The organism is Streptomyces lunalinharesii (assembly GCF_039532155.1).
GTDB lineage: Bacteria > Actinomycetota > Actinomycetes > Streptomycetales > Streptomycetaceae > Streptomyces > Streptomyces lunalinharesii.
The window spans coordinates 261063-276899 of sequence record NZ_BAAARK010000003.1 but is presented as its reverse complement, the minus strand read 5'-3'; the positions used below and the strand labels follow the sequence as shown (position 1 = coordinate 276899).

At 71.1% G+C, this 15837-nt stretch carries 11 protein-coding genes and 5 tRNA genes; 6 read left to right on the top strand and 10 right to left on the bottom strand.

Translation table 11 applies throughout. From position 1 onward, the window contains the following. Positions 1-2: 2 nt before the first annotated feature. Entirely contained in the window at positions 3-1433 is a 1431-nt protein-coding gene (leuC, locus tag ABD385_RS07165) for a 3-isopropylmalate dehydratase large subunit (protein ID WP_344574152.1), read from the bottom strand. 174 nt (positions 1434-1607) lie between these two features. On the opposite strand from leuC, the gene ndgR reads away from it, so the two are divergent. Continuing rightward, a complete protein-coding gene (gene ndgR / locus ABD385_RS07160; RefSeq protein WP_016571139.1) occupies positions 1608-2327 on the top strand; it encodes an IclR family transcriptional regulator NdgR in 720 nt (239 codons plus the stop codon). A 225-nt stretch (positions 2328-2552) separates the two neighbouring features. On the opposite strand, the gene ABD385_RS07155 is transcribed toward ndgR, so the two are convergent. The 9 genes from ABD385_RS07155 to ABD385_RS07115 all read right to left on the bottom strand — a co-directional run bounded on the left by ABD385_RS07155 (position 2553) and on the right by ABD385_RS07115 (position 6493). Beyond that, positions 2553-2625: transfer RNA gene (locus tag ABD385_RS07155), tRNA-Glu, on the bottom strand. A gap of 21 nt (positions 2626-2646) precedes the next feature. Next, positions 2647-2718: transfer RNA gene (locus ABD385_RS07150), tRNA-Gln, on the bottom strand. Between the two features lie 16 nt (positions 2719-2734). Next, positions 2735-2807 (bottom strand) — tRNA-Glu (locus tag ABD385_RS07145). A 62-nt stretch (positions 2808-2869) separates the two neighbouring features. Continuing rightward, positions 2870-2942: transfer RNA gene (locus tag ABD385_RS07140), tRNA-Glu, on the bottom strand. 21 nt (positions 2943-2963) lie between these two features. Beyond that, positions 2964-3035 (bottom strand) — tRNA-Gln (locus ABD385_RS07135). 90 nt (positions 3036-3125) lie between these two features. Beyond that, positions 3126-3851 (bottom strand): HAD family hydrolase, encoded by a 726-nt coding sequence (locus ABD385_RS07130; RefSeq protein ID WP_344574151.1) that lies wholly within the window; start codon positions 3849-3851, stop codon positions 3126-3128. Between the two features lie 139 nt (positions 3852-3990). Then, on the bottom strand, positions 3991-5472 hold the full coding sequence (gene gltX, locus ABD385_RS07125) for a glutamate--tRNA ligase (protein WP_344574150.1): 1482 nt from the start codon (positions 5470-5472) through the stop codon (positions 3991-3993). Then, the gene (locus ABD385_RS07120; RefSeq protein ID WP_344574149.1) at positions 5465-6226 is read right to left on the bottom strand and encodes a fumarylacetoacetate hydrolase family protein; all 762 of its coding nucleotides are present in this window, start codon (positions 6224-6226) and stop codon (positions 5465-5467) included. Before ABD385_RS07120 ends, gltX begins: the two co-directional genes overlap by 8 nt. A gap of 81 nt (positions 6227-6307) precedes the next feature. Further along, positions 6308-6493 carry a hypothetical protein gene (locus tag ABD385_RS07115; RefSeq protein WP_020930116.1) on the bottom strand — a complete coding sequence of 62 codons (186 nt, stop codon included), beginning with the start codon at positions 6491-6493 and terminating at the stop codon, positions 6308-6310. A gap of 598 nt (positions 6494-7091) precedes the next feature. Here ABD385_RS07115 and ABD385_RS07110 point away from each other — a divergent pair. The 5 genes from ABD385_RS07110 to ABD385_RS07090 all read left to right on the top strand — a co-directional run bounded on the left by ABD385_RS07110 (position 7092) and on the right by ABD385_RS07090 (position 15832). Next, positions 7092-10778, top strand: a complete 3687-nt coding sequence (locus tag ABD385_RS07110; protein ID WP_344574147.1) for a sensor histidine kinase — start codon at positions 7092-7094, stop codon at positions 10776-10778. 9 nt (positions 10779-10787) lie between these two features. Next, positions 10788-11201 carry a roadblock/LC7 domain-containing protein gene (locus ABD385_RS07105; protein WP_221909680.1) on the top strand — a complete coding sequence of 138 codons (414 nt, stop codon included), beginning with the start codon at positions 10788-10790 and terminating at the stop codon, positions 11199-11201. 112 nt (positions 11202-11313) lie between these two features. After that, positions 11314-11724 carry a DUF742 domain-containing protein gene (locus ABD385_RS07100; RefSeq protein WP_016576235.1) on the top strand — a complete coding sequence of 137 codons (411 nt, stop codon included), beginning with the start codon at positions 11314-11316 and terminating at the stop codon, positions 11722-11724. After that, on the top strand, positions 11705-12298 hold the full coding sequence (locus ABD385_RS07095) for a GTP-binding protein (protein WP_016576236.1): 594 nt from the start codon (positions 11705-11707) through the stop codon (positions 12296-12298). Before ABD385_RS07100 ends, ABD385_RS07095 begins: the two co-directional genes overlap by 20 nt. A 399-nt stretch (positions 12299-12697) precedes the next feature. Beyond that, on the top strand, positions 12698-15832 hold the full coding sequence (locus ABD385_RS07090; RefSeq protein WP_344574145.1) for a sensor histidine kinase: 3135 nt from the start codon (positions 12698-12700) through the stop codon (positions 15830-15832). The last annotated feature ends 5 nt before the right edge of the window (positions 15833-15837 follow it).

Here is a 15837-nt window from a genome sequence, read left to right as displayed (position 1 = left end):
TCTCAGACTCCCGCGGGCGTAGCGACGTCGACGTCGGACAGGTCGGCCGGTGAGGCCAGATGGCCGAGAACGGCCGTTGCGGCAGCCACCTGCGGCGAGACCAGGTGGGTGCGGCCGCCCTTGCCCTGCCGACCCTCGAAGTTGCGGTTGGAGGTGGAAGCGGAGCGCTCACCCGGCGCCAGCTGGTCGGGGTTCATGCCCAGGCACATCGAGCAACCCGCGTGCCGCCATTCGGCGCCGGCCGCGGTGAAGACCTTGTCCAGCCCCTCCGCAACGGCTTCCAGCGCGACCCGGACCGAGCCGGGAACGATCAGCATGCGCACGCCCTCGGCGACCGAACGGCCTTCCAGGATCGCCGCCGCGGAGCGCAGGTCCTCGATCCGGCCGTTGGTGCACGAACCTACGAAGACGGTGTCCACGGAGATCTCGCGCAGCGGCTGACCCGCCGTCAACCCCATGTATTCCAGGGCCTTTTCGGCGGCGAACCGCTCCGAGGCGTCCTCGTACGAAGCCGGGTCGGGGACGTTCGCCGAAAGCGGTGCGCCCTGGCCCGGGTTGGTGCCCCAGGTGACGAACGGCGACAGCTTCGCGGCGTCGATGACGACCTCGGCGTCGAAGACCGCGTCGTCATCGGTGCGCAGCGTCTTCCAGTACGCGACGGCGGCGTCCCAGTCCTCGTCCTTGGGGGCGTGGTCGCGGCCCTGGAGGTAGTCGAAGGTGGTCCGGTCGGGGGCGATCATGCCGGCCCGGGCGCCCGCCTCGATCGACATGTTGCAGATGGTCATCCGGGCTTCCATCGACAGCTTCTCGATGGCCGAGCCGCGGTACTCGATGACGTAGCCCTGGCCGCCGCCGGTGCCGATCCTGGCGATGATCGCCAGGATCAGGTCCTTGGCGGTGACGCCCTCGGGCAGTTCGCCCTCGACGGTGATCGCCATGGTCTTGAACGGCGCCATCGGCAGCGTCTGGGTCGCCAGGACGTGCTCGACCTGGCTGGTGCCGATACCGAACGCCAGCGCGCCGAAGGCGCCGTGGGTGGAGGTGTGACTGTCACCGCAGACCACGGTGGTGCCGGGCTGGGTCAGTCCCAACTGCGGTCCCACGACGTGGACGACACCCTGCTCGACGTCGCCCAGCGAGTGCAGCCGGACGCCGAACTCCGCACAGTTCTTGCGCAGGGTCTCCAGCTGGGTGCGCGAGACCGGGTCGGCGATCGGCTTGTCGATGTCGAGGGTCGGGGTGTTGTGATCCTCGGTGGCGATGGTCAGGTCCGTGCGTCGCACCTGGCGGCCGGCCTTGCGCAGGCCGTCGAAGGCCTGCGGGCTGGTGACCTCGTGCAGCAGGTGCAGATCGATGAAGAGGAGGTCGGGCTCGCCTTCCGCGCGCCGGACGACGTGGTCGTCCCAGACCTTCTCCGCAAGTGTCCGTCCCATCGCATTCCCTCCGGCCGGCCGCTGTGCCGGCCTTGCTCGTCTGTGCGCGGTGACCCGCGAATATCCCCTGGCGGGCGTGACGCCGGACCCTGGTCGAGGGCCGCACTTACAGAGTGACGACTTCGCTGGAAAATTGAACTTGCGTTTCACAGTGTGAGACGCGAGTATCGTTGCATGGACAACTCTAGCGGCGTCGGCGTTCTCGACAAGGCAGCTCTGGTTTTGAGCGCTCTGGAGTCCGGTCCGGCCACCCTCGCCGGGCTGGTCGCGGCGACCGGGCTTGCACGACCCACGGCCCACCGGCTGGCCGTGGCTCTGGAACACCACCGGATGGTGGCGAGGGACATGCAGGGCCGGTTCATCCTCGGCCCGCGGCTCTCCGAGCTGTCCGCGGCGGCCGGCGAGGACCGACTCCTGGCCACGGCAGGACCGGTGCTCACGCACCTGCGCGACGTGACGGGCGAGAGCGCCCAGCTCTATCGCCGGCAGGGCGACATGCGGATCTGCGTGGCAGCGGCGGAACGGCTGTCCGGACTGCGGGACACCGTGCCGGTCGGCTCCACGCTGACGATGAAGGCGGGCTCCTCGGCCCAGATCCTGATGGCCTGGGAGGAGCCGGAGCGCCTGCACCGCGGCCTGCAGGGCGCCCGCTTCACCGCCACCGCGCTCTCCGGCGTGCGGCGCCGCGGCTGGGCCCAGTCGATCGGCGAGCGGGAGCCCGGCGTGGCCTCCGTCTCCGCGCCGGTCCGCGGCCCCTCCAACCGCGTGGTGGCCGCCGTGTCGGTCTCCGGCCCGATCGAGCGCCTGACGCGCCACCCGGGCCGCATGCACGCCCAGGCGGTCATCGACGCCGCCGCCCGCCTCTCCGAGGGCCTGCGCCGCAACGGCTCGTAGGCCCCCGCCGCGCACCCCACCGGCCGGCCCCGCTCCCCCGCGGCGGCCGGCCGGTCCGCGTCTTGACACCGCGGGGCCAACTGCCCAACTCTCCGCACGCCGCGAGCCGCTGCCGCCGCAGCGCAGCGAACTCCCCGACCGCGCAACGCCGTTGGCCGCCCGTCAGCGAAGGTTCTCGACACAGCAGAAAGGCCCTCCGCGTGATGCGGAGGGCCTTTCTCGATGTACCCCCGACCGGATTCGAACCGGCGCTACCGCCTTGAGAGGGCGGCGTGCTAGGCCGCTACACAACGGGGGCCTTGCAGATGAGCTCTGCGAGCTGGCCTACCTGGACTCGAACCAAGACTAACTGAACCAGAATCAGTCGTGCTGCCAATTACACCATAGGCCATGGTGGTGTAGACCAGTACCCCCGACCGGATTCGAACCGGCGCTACCGCCTTGAGAGGGCGGCGTGCTAGGCCGCTACACAACGGGGGCCCTAGCGATCCTGCGTGAGTGGCAGCGGGTGCGACCCTGACTGCCTCCCCGAGAAGGATCTGTACCCCCGACCGGATTCGAACCGGCGCTACCGCCTTGAGAGGGCGGCGTGCTAGGCCGCTACACAACGGGGGCCTTGCAGATGAGCTCTGCGAGCTGGCCTACCTGGACTCGAACCAAGACTAACTGAACCAGAATCAGTCGTGCTGCCAATTACACCATAGGCCATCAAAGTGCAACCCCCAGGCGGGGGCTTTGCCTTGATCTGCGCTTTCCGGTCCGGGCCTTTCGGCTCTCTCGGGCGGCGCAGGAAGAACATTACCTGATCGTGGAGGGTGCTCCAAAACCGATAACCCCGCGCACCAGCTCGGGGAGCTCGGCCAGCCCACGGATGCGGTGCACCCCGGGCGGGAGCGGCTCTTCGGCGCCCGCCCGATCCAGCCACACGGCCGTCAGACCGGCGTCCCGGGCACCCAGGCCGTCGATGTCGAGGCGGTCTCCGACGTAGAGCACGTCGGCCGGTGGGAGGTCGAGGGCGGCGCAGGCGCCTCGGAACGCCTCGGGGGCGGGTTTGGCGTGGCCCAGGGTGTCGGCGCAGAGCACCGCCTCGAAGTGCCCGCGGATGCCCAGGGTGGTGAGCATGCGCTCCTGGTTGGCGGTGGCGGCGTTCGACAGGACGGCCTGGCGCACCAGGGGGGTCAGCGCCTCCAGGGCCGGCACGGAGTCCGGGAAGAGTCGCCAGGACGCCTCGTAGTGGGCGATGTAGCGGCCGAACCAGGCGTCGGCCTCGGCGTCGCCCAGCGGGGTGCCGAGGAAGGTGCGGGCGCGGGCCCTGCGGTGGTCCAGGAAGCCCTGTTCGCCGGCGAGGAAGCGGGCGAACTCGGTTTCCATCGCCTGGCGCCAGCGGGTCAGTGCCGCCGTCTCGCCGCCGTAGGAGGCCAGCAACCCTTCGGTCCGCAGGTGACGCAGTACGCCGGTGCGGTCGGACCCGGTGTAGTCGAAGAGGGTGTCGTCGAGGTCCCAGAGGACGGCACGCAGGGGCATGCCAGGGAATCTAGTGGCCGTCGGGCGGGAGGGCGAGGGAATTGCCTGGTGGGTGGGCGGGGGAACGTCGGCAGAAAAAGGGGGCGGGCCCGGAAGCGCGGTGGCTTCCGGGCCCGGGGTCCCGTGGGGTGCGGGCGGGTCAGGCGGCGAGGCGGGCCAGCGCCGCGTCGATGCGGGCGAGGGTGCGCTCCTTGCCGAGGATCTCCAGGGACTCGAAGAGCGGGAGACCGACGGTGCGGCCGGTGACGGCGACCCGGACCGGGGCCTGGGCCTTGCCGAGCTTGAGCCCGTGCTCCTCGCCGGCGGCGAGGACGGCCTGCTTGAGGGACTCGGGGCCGGCGGTCCAGTCGGCGGCGGCGAGGTTGGCGCGGGCGGTGGTGAGCAGGGCCACCGGGTCGCCCTTCATCGCCTTGGTCCAGGACGCCTCGTCGTCGACCGGCTCCTTGCGGAAGAGGAAGTCGACGTTGGCGGTGATGTCGGAGAGGACGGTGAGGCGGGTCTGCGCGTGCGGGGCGATGGCCTCCCACGCGGCCCGGTCGAAGTCCTCCGGCTCCCAGTTGGCGAACGGGGCGGTCAACCAGGGCTCGCAGGCCGCGATGAAGTCCTTGAGGTCCAGGCGGCGGACGTGCTCGGCGTTGATCGCCTCGGCCTTCTTGAGGTCGAAGCGGGCCGGGTTGGCGTTGACGTCCGCGATGTCGAACTTCTCGATCATCTCGGGGATGGTGAAGAGGTCCTCGTCGGCGGAGAACGACCAGCCCAGCAGGGACAGGTAGTTCAGCAGGCCCTCGGGGAGGAAGCCGCGCTCCCGGTAGAGGTTGAGGTTGGCCTGGGGGTCGCGCTTGGAGAGCTTCTTGTTGCCCTCGCCCATGACGTAGGGCAGGTGGCCGAAGGCGGGGACCGCCGAGGCCAGGCCCAGCTCGATCAGGGCCCGGTAGAGCGCGACCTGGCGGGGGGTGGAGGAGAGCAGGTCCTCGCCGCGCAGGACGTGGGTGATGCCCATCAGGGCGTCGTCGACCGGGTTGACGAGGGTGTAGAGCGGGGCGCCGTTGGCGCGGACGATGCCGTAGTCCGGGACGTTGTCCGGGGTGAAGGTCAGCTCGCCGCGGACCAGGTCGGTGAAGGTGATCGGCTCGTCGGGCATCCGGAAGCGGACGATCGAGGAGCGGCCCTCGGCCTCGTAGGCGGCCTTCTGCTCGGCGCTCAGGTCACGGCAGGTGCCGTCGTAGCCGGAGGGCTTGCCGGCCTTGCGGGCGGCCTCGCGGCGGGCGTCGAGCTCTTCGGTGGTGCAGTAGCAGGGGTAGGCGTGGCCGGCGGCGAGCAGCTTCTCGGCGACGTCCTTGTAGAGGTCCATCCGCTGCGACTGGCGGTAGGGCGCGTGCGGGCCGCCGACCTCGGGGCCCTCGTCCCAGTCGAAGCCGAGCCAGTGGAACGCGTCCAGCAGCTGGTTGTAGGACTCCTCGGAGTCGCGGGCCGCGTCGGTGTCCTCGATCCGGAAGACCAGCTGGCCGCCGGTGTGCCGGGCGTAGGCCCAGTTGAACAGGGCGGTGCGGACCAGCCCGACGTGCGGGTTGCCGGTCGGGGAGGGACAGAAACGGACGCGGACGGGGGTCGCGTTAGCCACGCTTGATCACCTTGTTGGTGAGAGTGCCGATGCCTTCGATGGTGACGGCGACCGTGTCGCCGACGTTGAGCGGGCCGACTCCGGCCGGGGTGCCCGTGAGGACGACGTCGCCGGGGAGCAGCGTCATCGCCTCGGTGATGTGCACGATCAGGTCCTCGATCGGGCGGACCATGTCACTGGTGCGGCCGAGTTGGCGCTGTTCGCCGTTGACGGTGCACTGGATGGTGACGTCGCTCGGGTCGAGGTCCGTCTCGATCCAGGGGCCCAGGGGGCAGGAGCCGTCGAAGCCCTTGGCCCGGGCCCACTGCTTCTCGCGGCGCTGGACGTCGCGCGCGGTGACGTCGTTGGCGCAGGTGTAGCCGAGGATGACGTCCTTGACCCGCTCGCGGGGCACCTCGCGGCACATCCGGCCGATGACGACGGCCAGCTCCGCTTCGTGGTGCACCTCCTGGGAGAAGGAGGGGTAGGCGAGGGGGTCGCCGGGGCCGATCACCGACGTCGACGGCTTGAAGAAGATGACCGGCGCCTCGGGGACCTCGTTGCCCAGTTCGGCGGCGTGCTCGGCGTAGTTGCGGCCCACGCCCACGACCTTGTTGGGAAGGACCGGCGGCAGTAGCCGCACCTTGTCGAGGGGGACCTTTTGGCCCGAGCGCTCGAATTCCGCGAACGGATGCCCCTTGATGACGTCGAGTTCGTCGCGTTCGAGGACGCCGAAGCCGACGTTGCCGTCGATGGAGAATCTGGCGATGCGCACGGGTTGCCGCTGCCCCTCATGATCATTGGCCGGAGTTGACACTCCAGGCTATCGCGGGGACCTGGGCGAATCGCCGTCGCTTTAGGCCGGGACGTCCTGCTTCGGGAGTTCGTTCAGGACGGTGCGGCGGGGGTTGGCGGTCTGGCGGGGCAGGTCGACGGTGTGTTCCTGGGTCTCGGGGGCGTCGAGTTCCTCGGCGTCCTTCAGGTGGGCCAGGGTGGTGCGCCGCGGGTTGGCTATGTTGCGGAACATCATCGTCGTCTTCACTGCGGTATGCCTCGCGTCTGGTCGGGAAGAGTTGCCGAACGTTGCATTTCTGCACGTTGTCGTTTTACGCAACCGCGTAAAGCGTCAGGCTAAGCGCGCTATTCCCTGCGTATCAGCGGGAAACTCGACGATCTCCCTGTGAGTTTCCTCACGAGGGATGTGACATATGCCGCATTTACCTTGATCAACATCCGTGGTCGAAACGGACATTGCCGGATTGAACAGCATGTTCCGCTCCTGATCACCGCACCTGGGACAGGGTGCGAGGGCGGGCGACTCGCGGGCAAAAGTCCGAAATCTTGCGCAGCGTCTTCTACCGGTCGTGACGTGCTCCGCACCGTGCGTCACTCGCGGCAAGGCGGCTGGCTCCGCTCTTGTTGGAGATCCGGCACTGTGCTGGAATTCCACGGACCGCCGCACTTTTCCACCGGCGCGCAGGGTGCGAAGGAGCGCCGCGCGGTGGTGCCGCTCTCTCGGCCAGAGGGGACGGCCCGCCGGTCACTCACGACCGCCACGGGGGACTTCGCGGTCCCCCTTCGACTCGACACCGTCCCGCCGTTCGCGCGGTGGGGCGCCTGGTCCAGAGGTTGCGAAGCTAGTGCAGGGACGTTTCAAGAGGGATGGCAACGCTGCGGCGGACCCGGAGCTGCGCGGCGGGACAGACCGCGGCCAGACTCCGGGCGAAGACGCCGCGGACGGCGGCAAGCCCAAGAACGGCCCCAGTGGGCCAGGCAGTCGAATAGCGCTGCGCAACTGGCGCATCAGCACCCGTCTGGTCTCCCTGCTGGCGCTGCCCGTCGTCGCGGCGACGACCCTGGGCGCCCTGCGCGTCAACACCGAGCTGGACAACATCGACCAGCTCGACAAGATGCAGCTGCTCACGGAGATGACCCGGCAGGCCACCGAGCTGGCCGACGCCCTCCAGGTCGAGCGCGACAAGTCCGCCGGGCCGCTGGCCGGCACCGGCAACGTCAAGGACGACGCCAGCGTGGTGGCCCCGCGCGAGGCCACCGACCGCGCCAAGACCTCGTTCAACCAGGCCACCGGCGACATCAAGCCGGACGACGCCACCATGGCGGGCGTCCGGGCGACCATCTTGGAGATCGGTCGCCAGCTCAACACCCTGAACGAGATCCGCTCCAACGCCTACAAGGACGACAACAACGCCGCGCAGACCGTCACCGCCTACAACCAGCTGATCGCCTCCCTGCTGGACCTCTCGCAGGACATGGCGCAGGCCACCAGCAACCCGGAGATGATCCGCAGCACCCGTGCGCTGGCGGCGTTCTCGTCCGCCAAGGAGTACGCGTCGATCCAGCGCGCCCTGGTCAGCGCCGGTCTGGCGCACCCGGGCGGGCCGCAGCTTTCGGCCAACGACCGGCAGTTCGGCCGGAGCGCCGAGGACAACGAGAAGGCCGCCCGGGACCGCTTCTCCCAGATCTACAGCGGCAACGCCGGGGCGCTCACCCGCGGTCTGGACGGCAACAACGACGAGATCAAGGCGGCCTACGCGTTCGCGCACCGCGCCTTCGCCAGCGCCAACGGCATCCGCAGCCAGGAGTACAAGTACCTCGACTGGTACGACTCCGACACCGTCAAGATCGACGAGATGTCGCGGATCGAGACCTCGCTGCTGTCCGAGATGGACCAGAAGTCCCGCGAGCTGCGCAACGCCGCGACCCAGGACGCGATCATCAACGGTGTGGTGATCCTGCTGGTCCTCGGCGTCTCGCTGGTCGGCGCGTTCGTCGTGGCCCGCTCCATGGTGCGTTCGCTGCGCCGGTTGCAGGACACCGCCCAGAGGGTCTCCCAGGACCGGCTGCCCGAACTGGTCAAGCAGCTGTCCGAGGCCGACCCGCAGGACGTGGACACCTCCGTCGAGTCGGTCGGCGTGCACAGCCGGGACGAGATCGGCCGGGTGGCCGCGGCGTTCGACGAGGTCCACCGCGAGGCGGTCCGGCTGGCGTCCGAGCAGGCGCTGCTGCGGGGCAACGTCAACGCGATGTTCACCAACCTCTCGCGCCGCTCCCAGGGCCTGATCCAGCGTCAGCTCTCGCTGATCTCCGAACTGGAGTCCCGCGAGGCCGACCCGGACCAGCTCTCCTCGCTCTTCAAGCTCGACCACCTCGCCACCCGCATGCGCCGAAACGGCGAGAACCTCCTGGTCCTCGCCGGTGAGGAGCCGGGTCGCCGGTGGACCCGGCCGGTGCCGCTGGTCGACGTCCTGCGGGCCGCCGCGTCCGAGGTGGAGCAGTACGAGCGGATCGAACTGAGCGCGGTCCCGCAGACCGAGGTCGCCGGCCGGGTCGTCAACGACCTGGTGCACCTCCTGGCCGAGCTGCTGGAGAACGCCACCTCGTTCTCCTCCCCGCAGACCAAGGTCAAGGTGACCGGTCACGCGCTGCCCGACGGCCGCGTGCTGGTCGAGATCCACGACACCGGCATCGGCCTCTCCCCCGAGGACCTGTCGGCGATCAACGAGCGGCTGGCCAGCCCGCCGACCGTGGACGTCTCGGTGTCCCGGCGGATGGGCCTGTTCATGGTCGGCCGGCTGTCGCTGCGGCACGGCATCCGCATCCAGCTGCGGCCGTCCGACTCCGGCGGCACCACCGCCCTGGTCATGCTGCCGGTCGACGTCGCCCAGGGCGGCAAGAAGCCGGCGCCGAGCACCGCCAAGAGCCCTGCCGAGGGCGGTGGCGCGCCCACCAGCCGGCTGGCCGGGCTCCAGCCGCGCGGCCAGGTCGCTTCCGGCCCCGGCGGGCGGCCCGCGCTGCCCGGTCGCGGCGCACCGGGCGGTGCACCTGGTGGTGCCCCGAACGCCTTCGGCGCGCCGGCTCCCGGCGGCCGCCCCGCACCGGCCACCCCGGCCCGCGACGACGCGCCGGCCGCCGGTGGCGCCCGACCCGCACTGCCGGTCCGCGGTGCGGACCCCCAGCGCGGCGCGGACTCCCCGCGCGGCGCCGACGACGGCCGCACCCCGACCGTGGCGCCGCCCGCCGGCCTGCCCCCGCGCGAGGAGCGCCCGCAGCTGCCGGCGCGGAACTCCCCGGCGGCCCCCGAACTGCCGGGCCGCGGGGCCGGCTCGACGCCCGCGGGCACCGAGCAGCGGCCGGGCGGCGCGCCCCTGGGCGTGCGCCGCGACCGCGGTGTGGACGACGACTGGCCGCTGGCGCCCCGTGAGGCGCAGGACGGGCCGCGGGGCCACGAGGAGCCGGAGAGCACCGGCAGCTTCGAGCGGCCCGCGCCGGCCGCCGGCCCCGGTGACACCGCCGCGTTCCCCCGGCCCGACTTCAACGGGCCGCGGCCCGGCGCCGCCAGGGACGACGTCCCGACCGCCGGCCGCGGGCCGGGCCGGCCGGCCGGCGGCCCCGGGGACACCGGCCAGTTCCGTCAACCGGACGCCGACACGGGCCAGTTCGACACCGGCCAGTTCGGCACCGGGCCGTTCGAGACGCACGGCCAGTCGGAGGGCACCGGGCAGTTCCCGCGGCCGAACACCGACACCGGACAGTTCGACACCGGGCAGTTCGACACCGGACAGTTCCCCCGACCCGACGTCGACACCGGCCAGTTCACCACCGGCCAGTTCGACGCCCGTCAGCTGGAGGGCACCGGCCCGTTCGAGACGACCGGTCAGTTCCCGCGCCCCGAGGGCGAGCAGACCGGGCAGGTCCGGCGGCCCGACGTCGACCGGGCCCCGGCGGGCCGGGACCCGTTGGGTGCCGATCCGCTCCGCGACCCGCTGGGCGGCGGTCCGCTCGGCGCCCCGGACGACCGGGCCGGCGACGCCCGCACACCGATCTTCGACACCATCGAGTCCAACTGGTTCAACACCCCGGCCGCGGCGGCCGCCGGTGTGCCACCGCTGCCGCGCCGCGAGGGCGGCCAGGACGGTGCCGCACCCGGTGGGGCGCCGGCCGGTGGCGCACCGACGGACCGCGTGCCGACGGGCGGTGCCCGCGAGGGCGCCCCGGCCGACCCCGACGCGCAGTGGCGGACCTCGCCGAACGACGCGGCGTGGCGACAGGCGGAGCAGATCCGCCAGCCGGCCTCGGGCGGCGTCACCACGTCCGGTCTGCCCCGTCGGGTGCCGCGCGCCAACCTGGTCGCCGGCACCGCGCAGCAGCAAGCCCCGCAGGGCGGTCCGCAGGTCTCCCGCGCCCCCGGCGACGTGCGCGGCCGGCTGACCAATCTCCGTCGGGGCATCCAGCAGGGCCGACAGGCCGGGACGTCGTCCACCGGCAACCACGGCATTGTCGATCCCACACACCAGCAGGAGCGTTAGTTGAGTCCGATGAGCCAGGCGGCGCAGAATCTGAACTGGTTGATCACCAACTTCGTGGAGAACACCCCCGGGGTGTCCCACACGGTGGTGGTCTCCGCGGACGGACTGCTCCTCGCGATGTCCGAGGGCTTCCCTCGCGACCGTGCCGATCAGCTGGCGGCGGTGGCCTCCGGCCTGACGTCGCTGACCTCCGGCGCGTCCCGCATCTTCGAGGGCGGGACGGTCAACCAGACCGTGGTGGAGATGGAGCGCGGCTTCCTCTTCATCATGTCCGTCTCCGACGGATCCTCGCTGGCCGTACTGGCGCACCCCGAGTGCGACATCGGCCTCGTCGGCTACGAGATGGCCCTCCTGGTCGACCGCGCGGGCACGGTGCTGACGCCCGACCTGCGCGCCGAGCTTCAGGGCAGTCTGCTGAACTGAGTGCCCGCGGCGTCCGCAGCGCCGCACCGCAGCCGGTGACCCCTCATCCATCCGAGCCGTACCCCCCACCGGCCCAACCCGACGACAGTCAGTTGTCCCGTCCGGAGGACCCATGACCCCGCCACCCGCCACTTCCGGCCCGTACGGCGCCTACAGTTCAGCGCCGTACGGGAGCGAAGGTGACCAGCCGCTGGTGCGCCCCTACGCCATGACCGGAGGCCGGACCCGGCCGCGCTACCAGCTCGCCATCGAGGCGCTGGTCAGCACGACCGCCGACCCGTCCCAGCTGCCCGGCCTGCTGCCCGAGCACCAGCGGATCTGCCACCTGTGCCGCGAGGTGAAGTCGGTCGCGGAGGTCTCCGCGCTGCTGCACATCCCGCTCGGCGTGGCGCGGATCCTGGTGGCGGACCTGGCGGAAGCCGGGATGGTGGCCATCCACCAGCCGGGCGGCAGCGGCGAGGCCGGCGGCACGCCGGACGTGACCCTGCTGGAGAGGGTGCTCAGTGGACTTCGCAAGCTCTGACGCCGGCCCCGACCAGGGCCAGGCCCGTTCCACCACGTCGGCGAAGATCGTGGTGGCGGGCGGCTTCGGCGTGGGCAAGACCACGTTCGTGGGCGCCGTTTCGGAGATCAACCCGCTGCGCACCGAGGCCGTGATGACCTCCGCGTCGGCGGGGATCGACGACCTGAGCCACGTCCAGGACAAGACGACCACGACCGTGGCGATGGACTTCGGCCGGATCACCCTCGACGAGGACCTGATCCTGTACCTGTTCGGTACGCCGGGCCAGGACCGCTTCTGGTTCATGTGGGACGACCTGGTCCGCGGCGCCATCGGCGCCGTCGTCCTGGTCGACACCCGCCGCCTCGCCGACTGCTTCCCCGCCGTCGACTACTTCGAGAACAGCGGCCTGCCGTTCGTCATCGCCCTCAACGGCTTCGACGGCCACCAGGTCCACACCCCGGACGAGGTCCGCGAGGCCCTCCAGATCGGTCCGGCGACCCCGATCATCACCACGGACGCCCGCCACCGCGGCGAGGCGAAGAGCGCGCTCATCACGCTCGTCGAGCACGCGCTGATGGCCCGGCTGCGGTAACGGCCGCCGCATGGCCCGCGCCGTCCGGTGCGGGCCATGCGGCAGGCGTCGTAGGGGGTTCCTGACGCCTGCCCGCGGCCGGTTCCCACTCTCGGGGAACGTGATCTGTGTCCTTCGACACGCCTGTTCGGGCCTTCATAACGTTTCGACAGTGAATCGGGTCGACTTCGACACCGCACGCGCATGTGCGGCTTCGCTGCGCTCACACTTCTCCCGCCATTTGGCGCGCCTCGCCCTTAACGCCCCTTTTATCTGGCGCTCTTGGAGGGTCCCTCCGGCTCTGTCCGGTGTTTGGAACGCACAGCCCTGACGTGCTGAAATTCGCTGAACTCCGGAGTAGTAACGCCCAGAAGAAACGGCACTGCACGACCGTGCCGTCGCCGAGAGGTTGTTGGTCGAGTGAGGCGAAGCACGACGAGCCCCGAGCCGCAGGAACCGCGGCGGGGCAACTTCACGCCGCCACCCCGTGAGGGTGGCGCTCCGGCTTCCGACGCGCCCGCGAACCCGGCCGCGAAGCCCCCGGTCAGCGGCGGCAAGTACGCGCCCCGCAACTGGCGGGTGGCCACCCGACTCAACGCCATCCTGCTGATCCCCGTCCTCGTCGGTCTGGTCTTCGGCGGCCTGCGGGTCAACAACTCCTTCGCCACGTGGCAGGAGGCCCAGGACGCGGAGAACACGGCGAAGCTCGTGCGCGCCGCGCTTTCCTACAGCAACGCCCTGATCGACGAGCGGGACCGCACCGCCGCCCCGCTGTTGAAGGGCCACAAGGACGACCCGGCGGTCCAGGAGGCGCGGGACACCACCGACGCCGCCGGCCGGGCCTTCCAGGACGCCGCCAAGCACATCCCGGACAAGCCGGGCCTGAAGCGTCGGCTCGCGCTGTTCGAGAAGACCGAGCCCAAGCTGGCGCAGCTGCGGCAGGTCGCCTTCACCGCCAAGCTCCCCGGCGTGCAGACCGAAGAGGGCTACGTCGAGATCCAGCACCCGCTGATGGAGTTCGCCAACGAACTCGGCCTGGGCACCGGCAACATCACCTCCTACGGGCGCACCGTCTACGCCGTCGCATTGGCGAAGGCCGCCGAGTCGCTGGAGCGCTCGATCGGCACCCACCTCCTGGTCGACCCGGCGTCCCCGCAGGGCGGCAAGGAGCACAAGCTCCAGCTGACCGCGTTCGCGTCGTACCGCTACCTGGAGGGCATCGCCATCGGCGAGTACACCTCCGGCGGCATGCCCGAGGACGTGGCACGGCTGAAGTCGGACGCCGCCAAGCTCCAGCAGTCCGCGCAGCAGCAGGTCGCCCGGGCGAAGTCGCAGGCGGAGGCGGCCGGCCAGACGTTCCACGCCCCGCCGTCGATGGACCAGATGTCCACCCTGATCGCCTCCGGCGCGGCACCGGACGAGCTGGCCCTCAAGGGCGTCACGCCGGACGCGTACTTCCAGGCCGCCACCGGCAAGTTCGACATGTACCGGTCCATCGAGAACGACCTCGCGAACAAGGCGGTCAACGAGGCCGCGCAGATCTCCTCGGACGCCAAGCAGTCCACCTTCATCGACTCCGGCATCGTGCTGGCCGCGCTCGCCATCGCGTTCGTGGTGGCCGGGCTGATGGCCCGCCGGATGAGCCGCAACATGCGGGCGCTGCGCAATGCGGCGTTCGGCGTCGCCGAACAGCGGCTGCCGATGCTGGTCGACCAGCTCTCCCGCACCGACCCGGGCCGCGTCGACACCCGGGTGGCGCCGATCCCGATCGCCACCACGGACGAGATCGGCGAGGTCGCCCGCGCCTTCGACCAGGTGCACCGCGAGGCGGTCCGGCTCGCCGCCGAGCAGGCGCTGCTGCGGGGCAACGTCAACGCGATCTTCACCAACCTCTCCAGCCGCAACCAGGGCCTGATCGAGCGCCAGTTGGAGCTCATCACCCACCTGGAGAACAACGAGGCCGACCCGGACCAGCTGGAGAACCTCTTCCGGCTCGACCACCTCGCCACGCGCATGCGCCGCAACGGTGAGAACCTCCTGATCCTCGCGGGCGAGGAGCCCGGCCGCCGCTGGAACCAGCCGGTGCCGCTGATCGACGTGTTGCGGGCGGCCACCTCCGAGGTGGAGTCGTACGAGCGAATAGAACTCAGCGGCGTCCCGGAGAGCGAGATCCACGGCACGACCGTGACCGACCTCATCCACCTGCTGTCGGAGCTGTTGGAGAACGCCACCACGTTCTCCTCGCCGCAGACCAAGGTGAAGGTGGCCGCGACCCGGCTGCCGGACGGCCGGATCATGATCGAGATCCACGACAAGGGCATCGGGCTGACCCCCGAGGACTTCGCGGACATCAACCACAAGCTGGCCAACCCGCCGAGCGTGGACGCCGCGATCTCCCAGCGGATGGGCCTGTTCGTGGTCGGCCGGCTGGCCGACCGGCACGGCATCCGGGTCCAGCTGCGCCCCTCGGGCGAGCAGGCCGGCACCACGTCGCTGGTCATGCTGCCGGAGGCGATCACGCACGGCGGTGGCGGCGACGGGCAGGTCGACGACACCTTCACCGTCTCCCGGATCGTCCCCGAGCACCAGCAGAACGTCTACGAGGGCGACCACCGCACCGCCGCCGAACTGGGCTTCGACGACGGGCTCCACGGGCACCCCGGGACCCCGTCCGAGATGGACCCGGTGGGCCGCTCGCTGCTGCGCGAGGAGCGCCGGGCGGCGCTGGAGGCCCAGACGACCGGGCAGCCCGCGGCCGAGCCGTTGGACCACCGGCCGCTGTTCCGCGACGAGCTGCCGGTGGACGGCCCGCAGGACCCGTTCGCGCCGTACCAGCCGGCTCCCGCCGGGTATGCGGAGTCCGGACAGCCGCTCTACGACGACCGTTCCTACGGCGCCGAGGCGTTCGGCGAACCGACCGCCGCCGACACCACCGGCCAGTACGCCTACGCCCCCGAAGACACCGGTCAGTACCCCTACGCCCCCGAAGACACCGGCCAGCACGGCGGCTGGGGCGAACCCCCGGCGTACGACGGCCACTTCGGAACCGAAGCGGAATCTGACCGGAATGCAACTGCCGCTCCCGCTGATGCGTCTGAGCGCGTAACATTCGACCGTCCCGACCCCGCCGCGAGCGTGATCCACTCGCTGACCGACGCCGGTCTTCCGCGCCGCGGAGCCGACTCGCCGCACGGTCAGCCGGAATCCGCACCGGAGGCCGGCCAGAACGAGGGCTCCACCTGGCGCAGCGAGAACGACGAGCGCTGGCAGCGGGCCGGGCGACTGCGCCAGCCGTCGGCGGGCGGGGTCACCGCTTCCGGCCTCCCTCGGCGGGTGCCCAAGGCCAACTTGGTCGAAGGCACCGCGGAGCAGAGTACGCAGGGCGGCCCCCAGGTCTCCCGCGCTCCGGAGGACGTCCGCGGCAGGCTGAGCAATCTGCGCCGCGGTGTCCAGCAGGGGCGCAGCGCCGGTACCGGCACGGACCCCTCCTCGGGGGTCCCCCAGAATGACCAACAGGGCTTCGGCCCCGGCAGCACCTACGATCAGGAGCGTTAGTGTGA